This window comes from Halomonas sp. Mc5H-6, from assembly GCF_024124705.1.
Taxonomy (GTDB): Bacteria; Pseudomonadota; Gammaproteobacteria; order Pseudomonadales; family Halomonadaceae; genus Vreelandella; species Vreelandella subterranea.
In genome coordinates, this window is sequence record NZ_JAMXSI010000008.1 from 66,866 (window position 1) to 85,933 (window position 19,068).

The window sequence follows — 19,068 nt, forward strand, 5'->3', positions numbered from 1 at the left end:
CATATCCTAGGTTATGGTACCGAGATAGACATTATAATAGGCTCTCAACGTACAATTTAAGTACAAGATTAAAGGTATCGGTAACGTTCGACACCGACTACCCAGCATTCACAAGGAGAGGTGCTATGCAACGCGAACAGCGTATTGAGATTTCTCAGGCCGGGCTGCAACTCGCCATTCAGGAAATCAAGGACGACATGTTTGATACCCCCGCCTGCGACTACACCGTCGCCAAGCTACTTAGCCACTGCGGCCGCTTTAACGAAGCCGAACAGCTGATCGACACCATGCTGTTGCGCTGGGGCTCATCCCCGGATGTGGTCGCACTGGTTGAAAAGGGCTACGCAACTATCGATGCCATGAGCGTACCCATTGAAACCGCTTTCAAAAGTACCGCTTCAGCCTAGCGCGGTAACTCCTCACACCCACTGACGGCGGGAGCCAACGGCGTCGGTTGGCAGGTTGTTTGACAGCCGCCTGTTCTTTATATAGAACGTTCTATAAAAGGAACATCTATATAGCCAACAGGCGGCGCTCCCATGGATTCACTTTCACTCAACACCCTTGGCCACCATTTACAAAGACTCCGCCTAGAACGCGGCTGGTCGCTTTCGCAGCTGGCCAGCGAGGCAGGCATCGCCAAATCCAACCTGTGCCGCCTCGAGCAAGGCAACGGCAACCCTACCCTGGACACGATCTGGCGCCTGGCCGTGCAGTTGAACGTACCCTTCGGCACCTTGGTCGCGCCTATTTCCGTGCCGCTCGGCGAAGACGGCGTTCAGGTGCGTCTAATCGATCAGGGCAAGGATTCACCCCAGGTGGACGCCTACTGGATGCGCTGCGCACCCCATACATTGCGCCGTGCCGAAGCCCATACACCGGGCACGCGAGAATCCCTCACGCTGATCAGCGGCTGGCTGGAAGCAGGGCCCGAGGGAGACACGATAACGCTGACCCCTGGGTGCCATGTCACCTTTTGCGCTGACCGGCCTCACCTCTACCGCACCCAAGCGACGGCGGCCACCCTGCTCATGACCATTACCTACGGCAAGGAAGGCGAAACACCATGAGCCAGCTTGCCCGATATTCTGCCGTCCGAAGCGCGCTACAGGGCGTTCGTGAAGCAATTCCACTACTGGGTGGCTACATACCGGTGTCCCTTTCGTTTGGTTTGATTGCCACCCAGGCAGGCTTCAGCACTTGGGAAGCGGTCGTGATCTCGACGCTGATTTACGCCGGCGCCTCGCAGTTCCTGTTCGTGGGCATGGTGGCCGCTGGGTCTCCACTATGGCTTGTCGTGGCCATGACAATGCTGATTAACGTACGCCATGTGGTGTACGGCCCTAACCTGGCGGCGTTATTACCGCGCAGCCGCCACTGGCCCTGGCTGATGCACGGTCTGACTGATCAGGTGTTTGCGTTGGCCCTTACACGCCTCCCCCAACTGCCTGACGCCAAACGGTTTAGCTGGTTTGTCGGTGCCTCGCTGCTGGCCTGGGGCGCCTGGATCATCGGCACCGCCGTAGGCGCCACCGCCGGGGAAGCGTTTACCGCCCGCTGGCCACTATTGGGGGAGATTATGCCCTTCGCGCTCCCCGCACTGTTTCTTACCATGGTGGCGCCTCGCTTCACCGATAAACGCTGGGCGATGGCCATGGGGCTCACTATCCTGGCTGCGCTGGGTTTGACGCTGGTGGGTTGGAGCAACGTGGCCATTCCGCTAGCGGCCGCCTGCGGCGCGCTATGCTTCTATACGGTCAAATTCGACAACAGGAGGCGTGATTCATGAGCACCGCGCTTTGGCTCGCCGTTGTGGTGTCGGCTTTGGGCACCCTGCTCATGCGGGTAGTGCCATTCATGTGGATGCAGCGACGCCTGGATAGCGACACCGGTATGAACGCCATGCCCCAGTGGCTTGGCATCCTCGGCCCGCTGATGATTGCGGCCGTGCTAGGCGTATCCGTCGTGCCAGTGAACCCTGGCCTCATTTCCTGGATAGCGACCGTCATCGGGCTTGGCGTCACGCTGCTGGTGTGGCGGCGGTTACGCTCGCTGGGTTGGCCAGTGGCCGCCGGCGTCAGCGTGTTTGGCCTGGTGGAAATCGTGGCGGCTTTAGTGGGGTAAGCCCTCGTCAAGCCACCATTTATCACGCCGAGATCAAAGGCCTTATCGCGTCACCAGTACAATGCCAACCAGGATAACGCCGCCACCCATCAAAAAATTGATGCTTAGCGGCTCGTTAAGCAACAGAGTGCCGAAGAGGATGCCGAACAGCGGGCCGAGAAACGAGAACACGCCCAACTGGGACGCGCGATAGCGGCGTAGCAGCGTGAACCACAGCATCAGCGCGGCAAATGAAATGATCAGCGCCTGAAAACCAAGGCTGGCAACCGCCATGGAGGTAAATTGCGCGCTCATTAACTGGCCTGATAACGCCGCCACTGGCAATAGCACCAGCGCCGTCACACTCAGTTGATAGCTCAGGGTGAGCTCCGCGGGCGCCTCGGAAAGCGAGGTCTTGCGGATCACCACCGTCGTCGCTGCCCAAGAGAGCCCGGCCAGCAAACCCAGCGCATCGCCGATGAGGATATCGATGCTATAGGCACCGCTAGGCGCCATGGCAATCACCATGCCCATAAACGCCAGACCAACACCCCACCATTGGCGAAGGGAGAGCTGCTCGCCCGGCACCCACAGGTGCAGCCCCAGCGCGGCGAAGATGGGGGCTGTATAGAGAAAGACCGACATATGCGATGCCAGTGTGTAGGTCAGCCCCCAGGCAACAAAAGCAAACTCGGCCGCAAACCCGAGCCCAACCAGTAACCCAGCGCCCCGATGGCGGCTCATATCCGCCCAGCGAATGCCGCGCCAATAGGCCAGCACCCCCACCAGACAACCAGCGATAGCGGAGCGCAGGGCAATCTGAACGACGGGTGAGATATCCTCAGCCACGCCTTTGATCGCAACCTGCTGAAACCCTAGCACCAGGCAAAACAGGAGCATTAACGATGCGGCTGTAGTATCCACAGACTTTCGCTGCGAACGCCCAAGTATGCTGGCAGCACCGGCATTTGAGACTATCCTTTGATTATTCATCGTGAGCTCCTCTAGTATCAAGGCGCTCATTGCAGCAGTCAGCAAAATTGCGTACAAGCGATTACTTATCGGGTCTAGGCTCAGGAAAACTCATGCCATGAGAATTGAGAGGCTACCGCTGAATGCACTGCGCGCGTTTGCCGAAGCGGTGCGGGAAAATAGCTTTAAAGCCGCCGCGTCTCGTTTGGGAGTAACCCCTGGCGCCGTTAGCCGACAGGTGAAACAGCTGGAAGATCGATTGGGCGTGGTGCTGTTTGAACGGCATGCCAATGGCGTGTGCGCCACCGAAGCTGGCCGGGGGCTTGCCGAAGATGTTCAAGCGGGGCTTTTGCGCATCGCCAGCGGCGTGCAGAACGTCACCGAGCGCTCAGAAGACGCTTTTCGATTGCTACTGAGTGCGCCACCTTCTTTCCTACAACTTTGGCTACTCCCCCGCTTACCCGGTTTTGAAGCCAAAGAGCGGCAAATAGAAATCTCTCTGGATGCCGAGGCGCGCTTAACACCACCGTTATGGATGCCTAACAGGGCACGCTTATCGCTGCGCTACGGCCAAGGCCCTTGGCCCGGCGTCACCAGCCAGCGTCTATTTGAAGACACCCTCTTTCCTGTCTGCTCGCCAACCCTGTTAGACCAGGAAGATATACACGAGCCCGCCGACTTGCTGGCTCAGACACTGCTTACCGTCGATTGGTGCAGCCATGCGGGCCACCCGATCCCAAGCTGGCAAGACTGGTTTAAAAACGCCGGGGTGGCCATAAAGAAGCTCCCCCACCAGCGCCAATACTCGCTCTACAGCTTGGCACTCGACCAGGCTATGGCCGGGCAAGGCGTAGTACTGGCCAGTTACCCTCTCGTGGCCGACCGGCTCGCCAGCGGCGTGTTGGTGCGCCCATTTGGGGAACAGTATCCGCTCTCCTCTCCGTTCGCCTATGAACTGATTCTGCCTTCTGAAGGGGTAACACCTCCGGCAGTGGCGCGTTTCATCGAATGGTTAGAGCAAGAAGCCGCTCATTTTCGTGGTACAGCGCTTTAGGATTTTGCCTCGGCTTCACGTTTGTAATCCTGAAACAACCCATACTGCCACTGCCTTACCGCCAGCACGGAAGTGGTGCCAAACCGCTGGTGGATAGGCAGCCCGCTCTCTCGTTCGCATAGCGCATGAAACTCTTTAGCCAAGCGCTGCATGGTCTGCTGCCACTCGGTGTTACCGGCGGGGGACAACAAGCCATTGAGTACCACCAGCTTCTCGCTGTCGCTATCGAAACGGGAGTGGAAAAACTCGTTGGCGATATGCTGCTGAAAGAAGCGCTGGATCGGCCCATCCGCCTGCCAGCGGAAATTGGCAGCTACCCGCCGCCTGATCCGATTACCAGGAAGCAGCTCAATGAGTTTAAGACGCTCAAGCTTGAGTAACTGCTGAATACACTCGGCTTCACTTAGCTGGTACTGGTGATGAATTTCGTCGAAGCTATAGCCATTGATAACGCAGACCGCTACCAGAAACAGCTCACGGTCATCGACGATACTTTGCTCTTGGGCCTGAGTCAGTTCCTGAAGGCGTTGCTCTCCTGCCTGCATGGTCTGCACCAGCTCAGCGAACTCAAGGTTAAGCTGATCACAGATGCACTCTAGCCGCGCCAAAGTAAAGTGCTTTTCAGCGAACAGGCGCTTCACCGAGGCCTCGCTAAGCCCCAACCACCGGGCAACATCGGCATAGGTTTTACCCTGAGCGCGCAACTGGCTTTTAAGCGTTTCAATCAGTGACTCGGCTTGAGACATAAAAACTTCCTTGGACGGCATGGAAGGTATTACACATCAAAGTATCGCATAACGCTACCAACCGGCACTTATATCACAACTTTGTGCAAATGAGTTGCAACCAGTAAGCCTCATAGAGAAAGTGCCAACACTTCCAGGGACTTAAAAGGCTACACAACCATGCAACGACTGCTGCATTTAAAGGGCGCCTTGCCCTACCTGATCGCCATCTTTCTCAATGCCTTTGTGGATTTGGGGCACAAGATCGTTATTCAGAACACGATCTTTAAAAGTTACGATGGCGAAGCACAGGTCGTCCTCACCGCGTTGGTCAACGGGCTTATCCTGCTGCCCTTTATTTTGCTGTTTAGCCCGGCGGGGCACGTGGCAGACAGCTACCCCAAGGTACGCGTTTTACGCGTCTCTGCCTGGGCCGCCGTGGCGGTTTCTCTGGGCATTACGGCTGCTTACTATCAGGGCTGGTTCTGGCTGGCGTTTGCGATGACGCTAATGCTGGCGATTCAGTCAGCCTTCTACTCACCGGCCAAGTACGGCTTGGTCAAAGAGCTGTTCGGCAAACCGCGCCTGGCAGAAGCCAACGGGTTGATCCAGGCCGTCACGATTGGCGCCATTCTGGCGGGCACCGTGGCATTTACCGCCCTGTTTGAGACCTGGGTATCGCCAGAGGATCACACCCCAGCGCAGCTATTGCGCCAAATAGCGCCGCTCGGCTGGCTGCTGGTGCTCAACAGCGCTATTCAAGTGGCAACGCTTTACCGTCTGCCGCTTGATAGCACTACGCAACCGGATGCCCCGCTCACCTGGCAGCGCTACATTAAGGGGGCTGCGCTGAAAGATAACCTGCAGCTTATAGTCCGCCAGCCCGTCATCAGGCTTTCCATTATCGGCCTGGCCACCTTCTGGTCGGTGGGCCAAGTGCTATTGGCGGCCTTCCCCGCCTATGCCAAAGACGCCCTCAGTATCGATAACACCCTGGTGCTGCAAGGCATTCTGTCGGCTAGCGGTATCGGGATTGCGCTGGGCTCCATGCTGGCCAGCAAGCTTTCACATAACCGCATAGAAACAGGCTTGATTCCGGTAGGCGCTGTTGGGGTTGCCGTGGGGTTATGGTGTCTGCCGCTGTTCACCACGCCCGGCAGCCAAGCGCTGAACTTCGTATTTATCGGCATGATGGGCGGGCTGTTTATCGTGCCGCTTAACGCCCTGATCCAGTTTCACGCCGCAGACAACGAACTAGGCACCGTGCTGGCCGCCAATAACTGGATCCAGAACATCGCCATGCTGGGCTTTTTGGTGCTCACGGCGCTATTCGCCCTCGCGGGTGTGGATAGCCACTACCTGCTGCTGCTCATCGCCACCGTGGCGATGGTCGGCGGTGGCTACACCATTGTTAAGCTGCCCCAAAGCCTGGTGCGCTTTCTGTTGAGCTTCCTGCTGACCCGCCGCTACCGGGTCGATGTGCAGGGCTTGCAGAACCTGCCCGCCCAGGGCGGCGTGCTGCTACTGGGCAACCATATCAGCTGGGTGGATTGGGCCATGGTACAGATCGCCAGCCCCCGCCCGGTACGCTTTGTGATGCTCAGATCGGTTTACCAGCGCTGGTACCTCAACTGGTTCTTCAAAGCACTCGGCTGTATTCCCATCGAGCGCGGCAGCGGTGCCGACAAGGCCCTGGCCGATGTCGCTGAACAACTCAACGCAGGCGAAGTGGTGTGCCTGTTTCCTGAAGGGGCGATTAGCCGCACCGGCCAACTGGGGGAGTTCCGCCGCGGCTACGAGCGCGCCTGCAACATGGCCAACCCCGACGTCAAGATTGTGCCTTTCTACCTGCGCGGCCTCTGGGGCAGCCAGTTCTCCCGCTCATCCAGCAAGTTAAAGGAGCTACGCAACGCACCGCTGCACCGCTCGGTGGTGGTCGCCTTTGGCAAGCCGCTGCCCAAAGATACACCCGCTGATGTGCTGAAACGGCGTATTTTTGAGCAGGCAACCCGCTCCTGGCAGCAGGCCATGGGGGAGCTTTCCAGCCTACCCAACGCCTGGATTCAAAGCGTTAAACGCCGCCCTGGCGAGCTTGCCCTGGCCGATAATCTGGGCCGCCCACTCAACGCAAGCCAGGCACTCACCGCCAGCCTGCTGATGGCAAAACGGATTCGCAAACTCAACCCAGGACAGAACGTTGGCCTGCTGCTGCCCACCAGCAGTGCCGGGGTCATTGCCAATATGGCCACGCTACTGGCCGGTAAAACGCTGGTGAACCTGAATTACACCGCCGACCAAGAAGCGTTGACGTCCGCCCTTTCCCAGGCGGAAATCACCACCGTGTTCACCTCACAGCGCTTTGTGAAGAAGCTTGAGCAGCGCGGGCTCGACGTTAGCCAATTGCTCAGTGAGCAGCAGGTAGTCTTTTTAGAAGACCTGCAGACCAAGATTGGCCGCGCCGAGCGCTTGAGCACCTGGCTTGCGGTAAGAATACTGCCGACTTGGCTACTCCAGCATTGCTTCTGCCACGGCCACGATGCCGACGCGACTGCCGCCATTCTGTTCTCCAGCGGCAGCGAAGGCGAACCCAAGGGCGTGATGCTCAGCCATCGCAACCTGATGGCCAATATCAAACAAACCTCGGATGTACTCAACACCCAGAGCGACGACGTGGTGATGGGCTCGCTACCCCTGTTCCACGCCTTCGGCCTCACAGTGACTCAGTTGTTACCGCTGATTGAAGGGCTGCCGCTGGTGTGCCACCCCGACCCCACCGATGCTCCTGGCATCGCAGGCGCTATTGCCAAGCACAAGGCCACTATCATGTTCGGCACCTCCAGCTTTTTAAGGCTGTTTGTACGCAGCACAAAGGTGCATCCGCTGATGCTGGAGAGCCTGAGAATCGTGGTCGCCGGGGCAGAGAAGCTCGACGACAAGGTGCGTAACGACTTTGCGCTGAAGTTCCACAAGCCCATTTATGAAGGCTACGGCGCCACCGAAATCGCCCCCGTTGCTTCCGTCAACCTTCCCGATGCGATGGGCATCCATTACCAACAGATCCAACGGGGCAGCAAGTCAGGCACCGTGGGTATGCCGTTACCCGGCACCAGCTTCAAGGTCGTCGACCCGGAAAGTTTTGAAGAGTTGGCCACCGGCGAAGCGGGCATGATATTGATCAGCGGCCCGCAGATCATGCAGGGCTATCTGAACGACCCGACCCGCCAAGATGACGTCATCAAGGAGCTCGACGAACAGCGCTGGTTTGTCACCGGCGATAAAGGGTTTATCGATGAAGATGGTTTTTTGACGCTGATTGCTCGTTAACCTTTTAGTAATTGCGCAACCGTGGTGATGGAAAAATGATGCACAGTGACTTATAGATGTTTTGAAAAGAAACCCATCAGTAACTCGTAATGCCTATTCTGCCCAGCGCCGCTGGGTAGGTATATGACCCTCGTCTTCGTAGTAGTGCACTTCCGGGCTGCGACCGTGCTCACGCAGGCGTTTTTCCAGGCACTTGGTCATTTCAACCGACCACACCGCCGCTTGAGTAGCCATAAGGGAACGCCAAGAAGCCATGGGCGGCGAATAGTACCGCGTCCCGGTGGCTCCCCCCCACGCGCCTTCAGAACCATGCAGCAGCATGATGGCAGGAAAGGGTCCATCGCCCGGCGGGCCGTAAGTAGCGCCCCAGTCGGGCAACTCGCGCTGCACGATGTTTAAAGGCATTTAGACTCCCTTCAGGCTTCCCTCATCCTCACCCCCGTCGCCTACCGTCGACGCTGATGCATTCTATTCCGACGGCTCCCCCTCAGCGTTATCCGCCTCCGAGGAGTGTTTAACTTTCGCTCCACGCGCAACATCCTGATGGCTGATAACCACGACGTCTCTCGGCCACCACTCGGGATGATTATCGCGGATGAACGCCATGAGCTTTTCGCGTACGTGCATTTCCGCGGTCCACCCGGCCATGGGATCAGAGGTCATTAGATAACAGGTCACGGTTTGTGCAGTTGCCGTTTGTGCTGTCACGTAACAAAGCAGCTTATGGTGCTCGATGACGTTGTCTTCTTCCTTGGCAAACTCAAAAAACTTGTCTCTTATCAGGCCAAAATCCGCGCTCAGGTGCAGCGTTAGCTCCACATAGCGGTACATCTTGATGCTCTTGACCGAGAGATTCTGGAAAGGCTTGGACGTAAAGTAGGTCACGGGCACGATCAACCGCCGCTCGTCCCAGGTCCTTAAGCGGATAAAGGTATAAAAAATGCCTTCTACATAGCACCACTGATCTTCAAAGATCACCAGGTCACCAATACGAATCGGTTTGGCAAACGACAATTGAAAAGACGCTAAGATATTCCCCAACACTGCCTGACCAGCGACACCTACCAGGACTGCCAGCACGCTGGCAGACGCCAGAATGGATAACCCCATCGACTCAAAAAGCTGGATCTGCCCCAGGATGTAAACCGATACACCGGTCACAGCGACCAGGATAATAATGCGCCGCAGTGCGTACAGCGATGTCAGGAGCTTGCGCTCGTCCTTGGGTTTGGAGTCATCAATCTCCCCCACCAGCCGCCGTGTCATACGCAGCATCAGGGTATCCACAAAGCGCAGCGCGATGGTGCCTGCCCCCCAGGCAAGAATACCGATAAGCAACACACGGAAAGTGGTGGTCGCGACCGCCGAAAACGACACCACGTAGTCCAGCAGCATTTGGGTAAACAGCGACATCACGATCAGTGCCGTCGGCATACCAATCTGCTCGGCAAACATGCGGAAAGCGCCGACGGGCAACAAGTTCGACATCAAACCGATCAAGCGGTGGATTCCCCAGCCCACCATGCCCACGAACAGCAAAAAGACCGGAATAGCGAGCCATTCCCAAAGCCGCAATATGCCAAACGACGACTGCAGCCTTTCGGGAATGTATTGCTCCAGCATCGACGGCCCGTACTCTTCATACAGCACTGGAATATACGAGACACTGATGGGCATGATCAGCCACACCGGTTCATCATCCCCCACGCGGTAGCGAGCTAACCGAATATCATAGGTTTGCCCGTCGGCCCTCAACGACGCCAACTCAAGATTACGCCGTGTTTCGCCAACGCGCGGGTTTTGTCCGGCGGGGTCTTCTATCACGGCGTCTTCGCGCCCCGATAGGTTATCGACACTGATCCGTTCGCCACGCTTGAACACTTCTGCCAGTTGCCGAGCCAGTTCATGACCTTTTTCACGCTGCTCAGCCGCGCTCAATTCCGACAGATTGAGCATGTGGGCCGCTTTTTCGTACTCGCCCTGTTCGGTGAGGTCGAGAAAGCTTCGCATGGTCTCACGTGGCGTGACCCGGTTAGCTTCCTCAGGGACTTTGCCAAGGCCCGTATTCAGTGAATCGACGGTAAACCAGCGACTGTCGTCGCTCTCTCCTCCTTGAGTTTGGGCCGCGCACAGACTGGAAAAAGTGAACGCCACCACCAGTATCAGCCACGCGAGCCACGCGTTACTTTTTTTCATAAACGCCTTTTAAGTTGAGTGAGCCCAGGTATCTGCCACCAACTGCCAGGAAGGCTATCCGTGTCAGTAGCGGATAAAAGTACAGCCTACCTTATTCGATGAATCAAGGCTCTCCAGGGGCTTAATGCTGTCGCCTTCGCTACAGTTCATCGTTACCTCTCCCTGCATCCATTGTGTTAAAAGTTACGTAGAACTTTTTAACGTGCTTGGTCATCCAAGTGCCATTGCCGATAGATAGCGATGGGGGCTTCGCCAAAAAAGATGCCCCAATGCGGCGATCGGCTTATCCCACAGGAGGCATCCAATGCTCATCAAGATTGCCAAACCGAGTGACTTGCACGAATCCGATGTTACGCCCGAATCCATCTACCTCTCCCGACGTCGCTTCATGGGCGGCGTAGCAGGCCTGGGGGCAGGGCTTGCGCTCTCAGGCCATGCCCAGGCCGCCGCCGATGACTATTCGGACGTTCCCGAAGGCGACGCGCCCGGTTGGTTGAAAGAAAAAATCAGCGACGCCAAGTGGGATGCCATCACCCCAAGCGACCCTGAAAAAGACAAGCTCGCGCCCTTTGATGACGCCAGCCAATACAATAACTTCTTCGAGTTCGGCACCGACAAGGGCGACCCTGCCCGCCATGCAGGCAGCCTGGAAACCCAGCCGTGGAGCGTGGTGGTCGATGGTGAAGTGAACAACGGCGGGCGTTTTGCGCTCGAGGATCTGGTCAAACCGTCACAGTTTGAGGAGCGCATTTACCGCCTGCGCTGCGTTGAGGCCTGGTCGATGGTGATTCCCTGGCTGGGCATACCGCTCGCCGAGATCATCAAGCGCGCCGACCCTACCAGCAAAGCCAAGTACGTGCGCTTTGAAACCCTGGTCGACCCGGATCAGATGCGCGGTCAGCGTTCATCCTTCTCGATCATCGACTGGCCCTACGTGGAAGGCCTGCGTTTAGACGAAGCCATGCACCCACTGACGATAATGGCCATGGGCATGTATGGCCGAGAGCTGCCCAACCAGAACGGCGCCCCCTTGCGGCTGGTGGTTCCTTGGAAGTATGGCTTCAAGAGTATCAAGTCAATCGTGCGCATCTCGCTGGTCGAAGAGCAGCCGGTCAATTCCTGGCAGAAGATTGCCTCGGATGAGTACGGCTTTTATGCCAACGTCAATCCCAATGTGGACCACCCCCGCTGGAGCCAGGCGACCGAACGCCGTCTGCCCAACACCCTGTTCAACTCCAATACCATCGACACCCGGATGTTCAACGGCTACGAAGATGAAGTCGCTGAGCTGTATGCGGGCATGGATTTGAGGAAGCACTACTGATGGCAACGCAGCGCAAATGGTTAGTTTGGCGCGTGGCGGTGTTTCTGGCCGCACTCGCGCCGCTGATATTCTGGGGTTGGCAGGTGGCGAACAACGCCGCCGGGCCTGAGCCGGGGCGTTACCTGCTGCTCAACATTGGCATCGGTGGGCTGTGGTTACTGCTGTTTACCCTTAGCCTCACACCACTTACCAAGCTCACCCGCTGGAAAGGCTTCGCGCTGATCCGGCGCCAGCTGGGTCTCTGGACACTCGCCTACGCCACCCTACACCTGCTCAGCTACGCGCTGTTTATCTTGGGGCTGAACTGGGCATTGCTGGGCAGCGAAATCGTCAAACGGCCCTACATTATCGTCGGCATGATCGCCTTGATCGGCCTGGCCGTGCTGGGCGCGACGTCCAACAAATGGTCGATGCGCCGCCTGGGCAAGCGCTGGAAGTCGCTGCACAAATTTTCCTATGCCATTCTGGGCTTGGTGCTGCTGCACTTCTTCTGGGTGGTACGCGCCGACATGGGCGAATGGGCAATGTATGCGGTCATCGGCGCGCTCGTCATGGCCACCCGTTTGCCCCCCGTGTCTCGCACGCTACCCAAATTGCGTCACCGATTGAGTCGAGCGTAAGCAACGCGACAAGCAGGCATCTGCTATTGGCGTATCGCCGTGGTGTCCGTTCACTCCAGCTTAGTGAAACGCAGCTGGGCAATCCGCGAAGGCGGTAAGAACGAATCTGACCGGGCGTCCTCCCAGTAGTGCTCAAAGACCGTGTGATGGCCGTTACCGGTCAGCAGCTCGTTAGGCTTCAAGAACGTGAAAAGCTGATCGTAGGATTGAATCTCATTTTCCGACACCCGCCGGATAATGTGCTCGGGGCCCAGCTCACTGGTATAACCAAGCCCAGCGGCGGCCAGCATCTCTGCCAACGCCCTTAGCGTATTACGGTGGTAGAGATAGACCCGTTCAGACTTATCGGCGACATCCAAATGCTGCCCCCGCTTCGGGTCCTGGGTCGCCACCCCACTGGGGCATTTATCGGTGTGACAGCTGAGCGCCTGAATACACCCCAGTGAAAACATGAAGCCACGACCTGCGTTGCACCAATCCGCCCCCAGCGCGATGGTACGGGCAATATGAAAACCGGACATAATCTTGCCCGCCGCCCCAATGCGAATTTCGTCACGCAGCCCAGCCCCCACCAGGGTATTGTGAACCAGGGTCAACGCCTCGGTTAGCGGGACCCCCAGCCGATTGATAAATTCCAGCGGCGCGGCCCCTGTACCGCCCTCGCCTCCATCAACCACAATGAAATCCGGCCGTTCGCCGGTTTCAAGCATGGCTTTGACAATGGCAAACCACTCCCAGGGGTGGCCGACCGCCAGCTTGAAGCCCACCGGCTTACCCTCGGAAAGCTTGCGCAGGCGGGCGATAAAGTGCATCAACTCCAGCGGCGTGGAAAACGCCGTATGAGCGGCGGGCGAGACGACATCCTCGCCTACCGGTACACCCCGCGCCTCGGCGATTTCAGCGGTCACCTTGGCGCCTGGCAGAATTCCTCCATGACCGGGCTTTGCCCCCTGGGAAAGCTTGATCTCAATCATCTTCACCTGCTCGTCGCAGGCATTGGCCGCAAAGCGCGCCTCGTTGAAGGTACCGTCGTCGTTACGGCAGCCAAAGTAGCCCGAGCCTATCTCCCACACCAGATCACCACCGTGCTTGCGATGGTAACGGGAGATCGATCCCTCACCGGTATCGTGATAAAAACCGCCCTTACACGCCCCGGCATTGAGCGCCTCAATTGCATTGGCCGAAAGCGAACCAAAGCTCATCGCCGAAATATTGAAAACACTGGTTGAATAGGGCTTGCGACAGCGGCTGCCGCCAACCTGAACACGAAAATCGTGACTGTCGATGGTGCTGGGCTGAAGGGAGTGATTGATCCATTCATGGCCCGGCTGATACATATCCAGCAGCGAGCCAAACGGCTTCTTGTCGCTTTCATTCTTGGCGCGCTGATAGACCACCGCCCGCTGTTCCCGGGAGAAAGGGCGTGCGTCCAGGTCGGACTGGATAAAGTACTGCCGAATCTCCGGGCCAATCGACTCAAGGACATAGCGCAAGTGCGCCAGTATCGGGTAGTTACGGCTGACGGTACGCCGACGCTGACGCACATCATGAATCCCCAGCGCCGACAGCAGGCCGAAGACCACCACGCCCCACAGCCACATCAGCGAAAAAGCCAGCCCAATAAGCGAGATCGCCAACAGCAACAAACAGGCAATAAAGGTGGCATGTCGGAGAGGAATACGGGATAGCCCTCGAGCGTCGATCATAAGCGTACAAACTCCGTTTGCGTCGTTTCACACCAGATGGCGAAACTGGCTAGCATAACGCAGAGTGTGTACGATCGACCAAGCCGCTTTTACCCCATGACGGGTGCATGCTGCGCCATCAACTCGACGACCCAATCGATGAACACACGCAGCTTGGCGCTGACGTGTCGATTGGGTGGAAAGGCGATGTACATCGGCATCGGCTCCAGGTGCCAATCATCAAATAGGCGCACCAGCTCGCCCCGCGATACGTGCTCTCTGGCCATGTAATCCGGCAGCCAAATGACGCCGAGCCCCGCCAGTACCGCTGCAAGCCCCGCATTCCCATCGTCGACCGAAATCACACTTCGTCCCTGCACAGTGACACGCTCTTCGTTGCGGTGCAGGGCGTAAGGAAAGGCCAAGCCCACGCGCGCCCACCTGAAACCGACAATGGCGTGCTGAGGGAGTGAGAGCTCTTGCGGATGCGAAGGAACACCGGTCTTTTCCAAATAGCTGGGCGCGGCGAAAACCCCGAGCGTCAGATCGCCCACGCGACGCGCCACCAAGGATAAATCGGTAAGCTCCCCGCCGCGGATCACGCAGTCGATGCCTTCATCGATGAGATCCACCCTGCGATCACTCACGCCCAGGTCGAGCTGAATATCGGGATAGCGCGCGTGGAACTCGGGGAGGGCCGGAATCAGGATCATGCGTGCAAACGGGCTGGGGATGTCCACCCTCAGCCGCCCGCGGGGCAACATTGAGGCGTTGGACAGACTGGTTTCAGCATCATCCATATCGGCCAGCAGTTTAATAACGCGCTCGTAGTAGGCCGCCCCGTCCGCCGTGACGTTCACCTTGCGTGTGGTGCGGTTGAGCAGCTTGACACGCAGCCGGGCCTCCAGCTGTTGCACGAGCTGCGTCACACTGGTCTTGCTCATGTGAAGAGTTTCGGCGGCCTTGGTAAAGCTGCCCGTCTCCACCACCCGGGCAAAGGCATGCATTGCGTTAAAGCGATCCATGGTTGCGCCAAACACCTCGTGATTGTTTGCAAACTACAAACAATGTTGAACAGAATCCGCCGTTTATCCACCCCGAATTCAGGCCTAAAGTGACGTCACCGTAACTCACCGGTCGACTTCGACCTACTGATGGAGATTCACATGGCTAAGCGTGACGTCGTTTTCCCCTCGGGCCGCCAGGCGCTCTATGACAAGAACACCTATTCCGCCGCCGTCCGCTCGGGCGACTTTCTGTTTGTGTCGGGCCAGGTCGGCAGCCGTGAAGACGGCTCGCCCGAACCAGACTTCGCCGCCCAGGTACAGCTGGCCTTCGACAACCTGCAGAGCGTCCTGGCTGCGGCGGGGGCAAGCTTCGATGACATCGTCGATGTGACGAGCTTCCATACCGATCCGGAAGCCCAATTCCCTATCTGGCTGGAAGCCAAGGCGCGCGCGTTTCCGGAAAAACCCTACCCGAACTGGACAGCGGTTGGCGTCACCTGGCTGGCGGGATTCGACTTTGAAATCAAGGTGATCGCCAAACTCCCCGCGTCAACACCCTGATAACTCAAGCGCCTATCCGTTTCGGCGGAGCGGCGCTTCTAGTGGCGGCCCCGGTGGTTTTCTGCAAGCGCAGCGCATCACGCTTTGGCGGCGCCTTGAAAAGGCGGCCGTATTCACGCGTGAACTGGGAGACACTCTCGTACCCCACTTCAAAAGCGGCATTGCTCGCGGTAACCCCTTCATCAAGCATCAGTCGGCGCGCTTCGATCAAGCGCAGCCGCTGCTGGTATTGCCCCGGCGTTAGCGACGTCATGTGCTTGAAGTGCTTGTGAAACGAGCTAAGACTCATGCCCGCCTTAGTCGCCAACTGTTCCACCGGCACGCGTGACGTGTAGTTAGCCCTGAGCATCTCGATAGCAGCCGCAAGGCGGCTTGCGTAGCTATCCGGATCGGCAATATCGCGAAGGGCAATGCCATGAGGCCCCGAGAGCAGCCAGTAATGCAGCTCCTGCATGATACCCGGGCGTAGAAGCGGTTCGGACTCGGGGCGATCCAGCAGTTTCATTAGCCGGGATGCGCAGTCAATCACCTCGGCGTCGGTGTCTACGGCGAACAGCGTCTGCATTGTCGATGGGCGCTGGGCGGGGGCACTGCCCATGTGGGCAGTAAGCTCGCGCAAGATTCGTCTATCCAGGTCAATCGCAACGGCCAGATAGGGCTCACTCTGGCTGGCTTGGACAATACGCCCGACGACCGGCATATCCGCGCTCACGATCGCCGACTCCCCATCAGCGACCACGCGGGTCTGGTGCCCGACCGTCATCCGCTTTGCTCCCTGTAACACCAGGCAAACCATCGGCTTGTAGACCGATTGCAAATCACCGGCGGGGGTTTCGACACACATCATGCTAAGCCCGGGCACTGAGGTGAACACCAAGCCATCGTGGTTGGCGTGGTGCTTGGCATAGACTTGAACCGCCTGTTTGAGTGAGTTCATCTGTTTTCCTCTTGGCGCCTGTTGATCAACGTTAGCATGCGGAGACAGGAAACTCGCTGCGCTTACAGGATTAGGCAAGTTTTGCGCATGGGCTGGCAAGCCCCGCCGCCACTGAATGATCAACACTGGGGGCAGCTCGGCGATAACACCCACGCCTAAGGCATTCGACATACCGAGTTATTCAGCAATGGAGGCGTTAACCATGAACACATCAGGCAATACCATGCTCATTACCGGCGGTGGCTCCGGGATTGGCCGCGAACTAGCCCTACGCTTCAACGCGCTGGGCAACACTGTGATCGTCGCCGGGCGGCGCATGGAGGCGCTGGAGGAAACCATTGCAGGCCAGCGTGACATGCACGCAATGGCCCTCGATGTCGAAGACCCGACGGCCATTACCACCTTTGCGGAGCGCGTCGTCGCCGAGCATCCCAAGCTCAATGTATTGATCAACAATGCAGGCATCATGCGCCGCGAGGACTTGACCAGCACCCATGACCTCATCGATGCCGAACAGACGATTGTCACCAATCTGCTCGGCCCGATCCGGCTGACCAACGCCCTGACCGACCACCTGGTCAACCAACCGGACGCCGCCATCGTGAATGTCTCCTCAGGGCTGGCGTTTGTGCCGTTAAGCGGCACGCCGACCTACAGCGCCACAAAAGCGGCCATCCATTCCTATACGATCTCGCTCCGCGAGCAGCTCAAGGGCGAGGTTGAACTCATCGAGCTGGCCCCACCTGCGGTTCAAACAGAACTGACGCCCGGCCAGTCAACCCGTGAAGGCTATATGCCGCTCGATGACTACATCGACGAGGTCATGACGCTGTTCCAAGAAAAGCCCACGCCCAAGGAAATCCTGGTGGAGAAAGTAAAATTCCTGCGCTGGGCGGAGCGCGACGGACACTTCGATGAAGCGGTCGAGATGCTCAGCAGGATGTGAGTAACGTCGCTTTCCTTACGTACAAGCCAAAATGGGTAGCAAGCGAGTGGTCTTCGGCTTTGGTCATGGATATCAAAAAATGTATTTCGGCAGCAAAGCCGCTTTTAACCACTATGGTTATGGTTTGCCTCCATGCTCAAGCCTACTTGGCAAAGCAGCCTAATAGGCAGTGCCTACCAACGCCTTTAGATGGAAAGCGATAGACGATGAGGTAAAATCATCTTTTAGCTTTTCCTGTGTCGTCGTGATCGACTAAATAAACCATAAAATCTAACGATCAGGGTTGGTCAGGATAACGGTCTTGTGGCAACCCTACTCTGCTCGCCCCTGTCATCCACGAAATGAGGCCGCATCATGATCCAGTCACAGGAATAGCGCGACGCCATTAAAGCATCGTGCCAGGCGATGGCCTCTAATGATTGATGGAGCATCCCATGTTTCGCCGCCTTAGTGTTTTTCTTGCCATGCTTGTCCTGCTGGCCTCTTGTGCCGTGCCGCCGGATTCTCCGCGGTTCAAGCCCTCGAGCAGCCTGCCGCGCTATGACCAGGCCAGTTTCGATGAATACGTGCGTGATACCCGCGACTGGATTGCCGACAATCGTGCCTTCATCGGCGACGACCGCCAGCGAGAGATAGCGCTCAACGCCCCGTTTGAACGTCGCCCGGACACACCGGCAAAGCGCGGCATCCTGTTCGTGCACGGGCTGGGCTCAAGCCCTTGGTATTTCACGGATATGGCCAACGCCATGGCGGAAGACGGCTGGCTGGTTCGTTCGATTCTGTTGCCCGGCCATGGCACCCGCCCCGCCGACCTGATGCTGCCAGGCCATGATGATTGGGCAGATGCCGTCGCCCATCACACCCAGTTGCTTGCGGATGAAGTCGATGAGCTCTGGCTGGGCGGATTCTCGACCGGAGGCAACTTGGTGACCTCTCAGGCGTTCAAGGACGATCAAGTCGACGGGTTGCTGCTGTTCTCCCCCGGCTTTTATTCGGACAGCCAATACCTCTTTCTCGCCCCGGCCATTTCTTATTTCTGGGACTGGCTGGATATCGATGACGAAGACAATATCGTCACCTACCAGTCGCTGCCATCGCGCGGCGCCTCGCTGTATTATCGCTCGGTCAGTGCGGTGCAAAAAAACCTCGACGCCGAGCGCTTCGATAAACCTGTACTGATGACCATGAGCCAGCACGACAGCGTGCTGGACCCTGACGCGACGCTCGATGCCTTTCAAACTCGCTTCACCCACCCGGCCTCGCGCTTCGTATGGTACGGCGACACGCCTCAACACCTTGATGATTCCCGCGTCACCGCGCTGACCAGTTACCTGCCCGACCGGCGGATCAGCAACTTTTCCCACATGAATGTGCTGTTTGCACCCGACAACCCCTACTACGGCGAAGCGGGCAGCTACACCATGCTGGAAAACGGCCAGGAGGATTTAGACCCGCCCGACGACGCTGACGCTTTGTGGTTTAGCGCCTGGGGGCATAGCGACGCGGAAAAATACCACGCCCGCCTGACCTGGAATCCTTATTTTGACGGCCTTCTCGACACTATCCGCGAGATGACAGGTGACTAAACAGGCCGCTCAATTATGTTCATACCAC

At 57.8% G+C, this 19,068-nt stretch carries 18 protein-coding genes; 11 read left to right on the forward strand and 7 right to left on the reverse strand.

The window, feature by feature from the left end:
• Positions 1–125: 125 nt before the first annotated feature.
• From NH395_RS12425 to NH395_RS12440, 4 genes are all read left to right on the forward strand, one after another.
• Positions 126–407: a hypothetical protein gene (locus NH395_RS12425; protein ID WP_253025229.1), complete on the forward strand. Its 282-nt coding sequence runs from the start codon at positions 126–128 to the stop codon at positions 405–407.
• Between the two features lie 132 nt (positions 408–539).
• Entirely contained in the window at positions 540–1,070 is a 531-nt protein-coding gene (locus NH395_RS12430) for an XRE family transcriptional regulator (RefSeq protein WP_253025231.1), read from the forward strand.
• Positions 1,067–1,789: an AzlC family ABC transporter permease gene (locus tag NH395_RS12435; protein WP_253025233.1), complete on the forward strand. Its 723-nt coding sequence runs from the start codon at positions 1,067–1,069 to the stop codon at positions 1,787–1,789. Before NH395_RS12430 ends, NH395_RS12435 begins: the two co-directional genes overlap by 4 nt.
• Positions 1,786–2,124, forward strand: coding sequence for an AzlD domain-containing protein (locus NH395_RS12440; RefSeq protein WP_253025235.1), 339 nt, complete (start codon positions 1,786–1,788; stop codon positions 2,122–2,124). Before NH395_RS12435 ends, NH395_RS12440 begins: the two co-directional genes overlap by 4 nt.
• 42 nt (positions 2,125–2,166) lie before the next feature.
• On the opposite strand, the gene NH395_RS12445 is transcribed toward NH395_RS12440, so the two are convergent.
• Complete coding sequence (locus NH395_RS12445; RefSeq protein WP_253025237.1) at positions 2,167–3,027, reverse strand: DMT family transporter; 861 nt, start codon at positions 3,025–3,027, stop codon at positions 2,167–2,169.
• 166 nt (positions 3,028–3,193) lie between these two features.
• Here NH395_RS12445 and NH395_RS12450 point away from each other — a divergent pair, with 166 nt between their 5' ends.
• A complete protein-coding gene (locus NH395_RS12450) occupies positions 3,194–4,129 on the forward strand; it encodes a LysR substrate-binding domain-containing protein (RefSeq protein WP_253025239.1) in 936 nt (311 codons plus the stop codon).
• Here the strand turns inward: NH395_RS12450 and NH395_RS12455 are convergent.
• Positions 4,126–4,875, reverse strand: a complete 750-nt coding sequence (locus NH395_RS12455) for a helix-turn-helix transcriptional regulator (protein WP_253025241.1) — start codon at positions 4,873–4,875, stop codon at positions 4,126–4,128. The genes NH395_RS12450 and NH395_RS12455 overlap by 4 nt on opposite strands.
• 159 nt (positions 4,876–5,034) lie before the next feature.
• On the opposite strand from NH395_RS12455, the gene NH395_RS12460 reads away from it, so the two are divergent.
• The gene (locus NH395_RS12460) at positions 5,035–8,178 is read left to right on the forward strand and encodes an acyl-[ACP]--phospholipid O-acyltransferase (protein ID WP_253025243.1); all 3,144 of its coding nucleotides are present in this window, start codon (positions 5,035–5,037) and stop codon (positions 8,176–8,178) included.
• Positions 8,179–8,271: 93 nt separating this feature from the next.
• Here NH395_RS12460 and NH395_RS12465 read toward each other — a convergent pair whose 3' ends face one another.
• Entirely contained in the window at positions 8,272–8,583 is a 312-nt protein-coding gene (locus NH395_RS12465) for a hypothetical protein (protein ID WP_253025245.1), read from the reverse strand.
• A gap of 63 nt (positions 8,584–8,646) precedes the next feature.
• Positions 8,647–10,374 (reverse strand): mechanosensitive ion channel domain-containing protein, encoded by a 1,728-nt coding sequence (locus NH395_RS12470; RefSeq protein WP_253025247.1) that lies wholly within the window; start codon positions 10,372–10,374, stop codon positions 8,647–8,649.
• Between the two features lie 304 nt (positions 10,375–10,678).
• Here NH395_RS12470 and msrP point away from each other — a divergent pair, with 304 nt between their 5' ends.
• On the forward strand, positions 10,679–11,698 hold the full coding sequence (gene msrP, locus NH395_RS12475) for a protein-methionine-sulfoxide reductase catalytic subunit MsrP (protein ID WP_066321441.1): 1,020 nt from the start codon (positions 10,679–10,681) through the stop codon (positions 11,696–11,698).
• Positions 11,698–12,318 (forward strand): protein-methionine-sulfoxide reductase heme-binding subunit MsrQ, encoded by a 621-nt coding sequence (gene msrQ, locus NH395_RS12480; RefSeq protein ID WP_253025249.1) that lies wholly within the window; start codon positions 11,698–11,700, stop codon positions 12,316–12,318. Before msrP ends, msrQ begins: the two co-directional genes overlap by 1 nt.
• A 50-nt stretch (positions 12,319–12,368) precedes the next feature.
• On the opposite strand, the gene NH395_RS12485 is transcribed toward msrQ, so the two are convergent.
• On the reverse strand, positions 12,369–14,024 hold the full coding sequence (locus tag NH395_RS12485) for an FMN-binding glutamate synthase family protein (protein WP_253025251.1): 1,656 nt from the start codon (positions 14,022–14,024) through the stop codon (positions 12,369–12,371).
• 89 nt (positions 14,025–14,113) lie between these two features.
• Positions 14,114–15,028 (reverse strand): LysR family transcriptional regulator, encoded by a 915-nt coding sequence (locus NH395_RS12490; RefSeq protein WP_253025253.1) that lies wholly within the window; start codon positions 15,026–15,028, stop codon positions 14,114–14,116.
• Between the two features lie 141 nt (positions 15,029–15,169).
• Between NH395_RS12490 and NH395_RS12495 the strand changes: the two genes are divergently transcribed.
• The gene (locus NH395_RS12495) at positions 15,170–15,571 is read left to right on the forward strand and encodes a RidA family protein (RefSeq protein ID WP_253025255.1); all 402 of its coding nucleotides are present in this window, start codon (positions 15,170–15,172) and stop codon (positions 15,569–15,571) included.
• A gap of 4 nt (positions 15,572–15,575) precedes the next feature.
• Here the strand turns inward: NH395_RS12495 and NH395_RS12500 are convergent, their stop codons facing one another.
• Complete coding sequence (locus NH395_RS12500) at positions 15,576–16,508, reverse strand: AraC family transcriptional regulator (RefSeq protein WP_253025257.1); 933 nt, start codon at positions 16,506–16,508, stop codon at positions 15,576–15,578.
• A 202-nt stretch (positions 16,509–16,710) separates the two neighbouring features.
• On the opposite strand from NH395_RS12500, the gene NH395_RS12505 reads away from it, so the two are divergent.
• Together NH395_RS12505 and NH395_RS12510 are read left to right on the forward strand one after the other, a co-directional pair.
• Positions 16,711–17,454 carry an SDR family oxidoreductase gene (locus tag NH395_RS12505; protein WP_253025259.1) on the forward strand — a complete coding sequence of 248 codons (744 nt, stop codon included), beginning with the start codon at positions 16,711–16,713 and terminating at the stop codon, positions 17,452–17,454.
• A gap of 434 nt (positions 17,455–17,888) precedes the next feature.
• On the forward strand, positions 17,889–19,040 hold the full coding sequence (locus NH395_RS12510; RefSeq protein ID WP_253025261.1) for an alpha/beta fold hydrolase: 1,152 nt from the start codon (positions 17,889–17,891) through the stop codon (positions 19,038–19,040).
• The last annotated feature ends 28 nt before the right edge of the window (positions 19,041–19,068 follow it).

Excerpts from the sequence above, each read along its gene's own strand:
- NH395_RS12430 (WP_253025231.1), top strand. The coding sequence starts at position 540 with ATGGATTCACTTTCACTCAACACCCTTGGCCACCATTTACAAAGACTC.
- NH395_RS12490 (WP_253025253.1), bottom strand. The coding sequence starts at position 15,028 with ATGGATCGCTTTAACGCAATGCATGCCTTTGCCCGGGTGGTGGAGACG.
- NH395_RS12465 (WP_253025245.1), bottom strand. The coding sequence starts at position 8,583 with ATGCCTTTAAACATCGTGCAGCGCGAGTTGCCCGACTGGGGCGCTACT.
- NH395_RS12495 (WP_253025255.1), top strand. The coding sequence starts at position 15,170 with ATGGCTAAGCGTGACGTCGTTTTCCCCTCGGGCCGCCAGGCGCTCTAT.
- NH395_RS12505 (WP_253025259.1), top strand. The coding sequence starts at position 16,711 with ATGAACACATCAGGCAATACCATGCTCATTACCGGCGGTGGCTCCGGG.
- NH395_RS12435 (WP_253025233.1), top strand. The coding sequence starts at position 1,067 with ATGAGCCAGCTTGCCCGATATTCTGCCGTCCGAAGCGCGCTACAGGGC.
- NH395_RS12485 (WP_253025251.1), bottom strand. The coding sequence starts at position 14,024 with ATGATCGACGCTCGAGGGCTATCCCGTATTCCTCTCCGACATGCCACC.
- NH395_RS12470 (WP_253025247.1), bottom strand. The coding sequence starts at position 10,374 with ATGAAAAAAAGTAACGCGTGGCTCGCGTGGCTGATACTGGTGGTGGCG.
- NH395_RS12440 (WP_253025235.1), top strand. The coding sequence starts at position 1,786 with ATGAGCACCGCGCTTTGGCTCGCCGTTGTGGTGTCGGCTTTGGGCACC.
- NH395_RS12460 (WP_253025243.1), top strand. The coding sequence starts at position 5,035 with ATGCAACGACTGCTGCATTTAAAGGGCGCCTTGCCCTACCTGATCGCC.
- NH395_RS12425 (WP_253025229.1), top strand. The coding sequence starts at position 126 with ATGCAACGCGAACAGCGTATTGAGATTTCTCAGGCCGGGCTGCAACTC.
- NH395_RS12455 (WP_253025241.1), bottom strand. The coding sequence starts at position 4,875 with ATGTCTCAAGCCGAGTCACTGATTGAAACGCTTAAAAGCCAGTTGCGC.
- NH395_RS12450 (WP_253025239.1), top strand. The coding sequence starts at position 3,194 with ATGAGAATTGAGAGGCTACCGCTGAATGCACTGCGCGCGTTTGCCGAA.
- NH395_RS12500 (WP_253025257.1), bottom strand. The coding sequence starts at position 16,508 with ATGAACTCACTCAAACAGGCGGTTCAAGTCTATGCCAAGCACCACGCC.
- NH395_RS12510 (WP_253025261.1), top strand. The coding sequence starts at position 17,889 with ATGTTTCGCCGCCTTAGTGTTTTTCTTGCCATGCTTGTCCTGCTGGCC.
- msrP (WP_066321441.1), top strand. The coding sequence starts at position 10,679 with ATGCTCATCAAGATTGCCAAACCGAGTGACTTGCACGAATCCGATGTT.
- msrQ (WP_253025249.1), top strand. The coding sequence starts at position 11,698 with ATGGCAACGCAGCGCAAATGGTTAGTTTGGCGCGTGGCGGTGTTTCTG.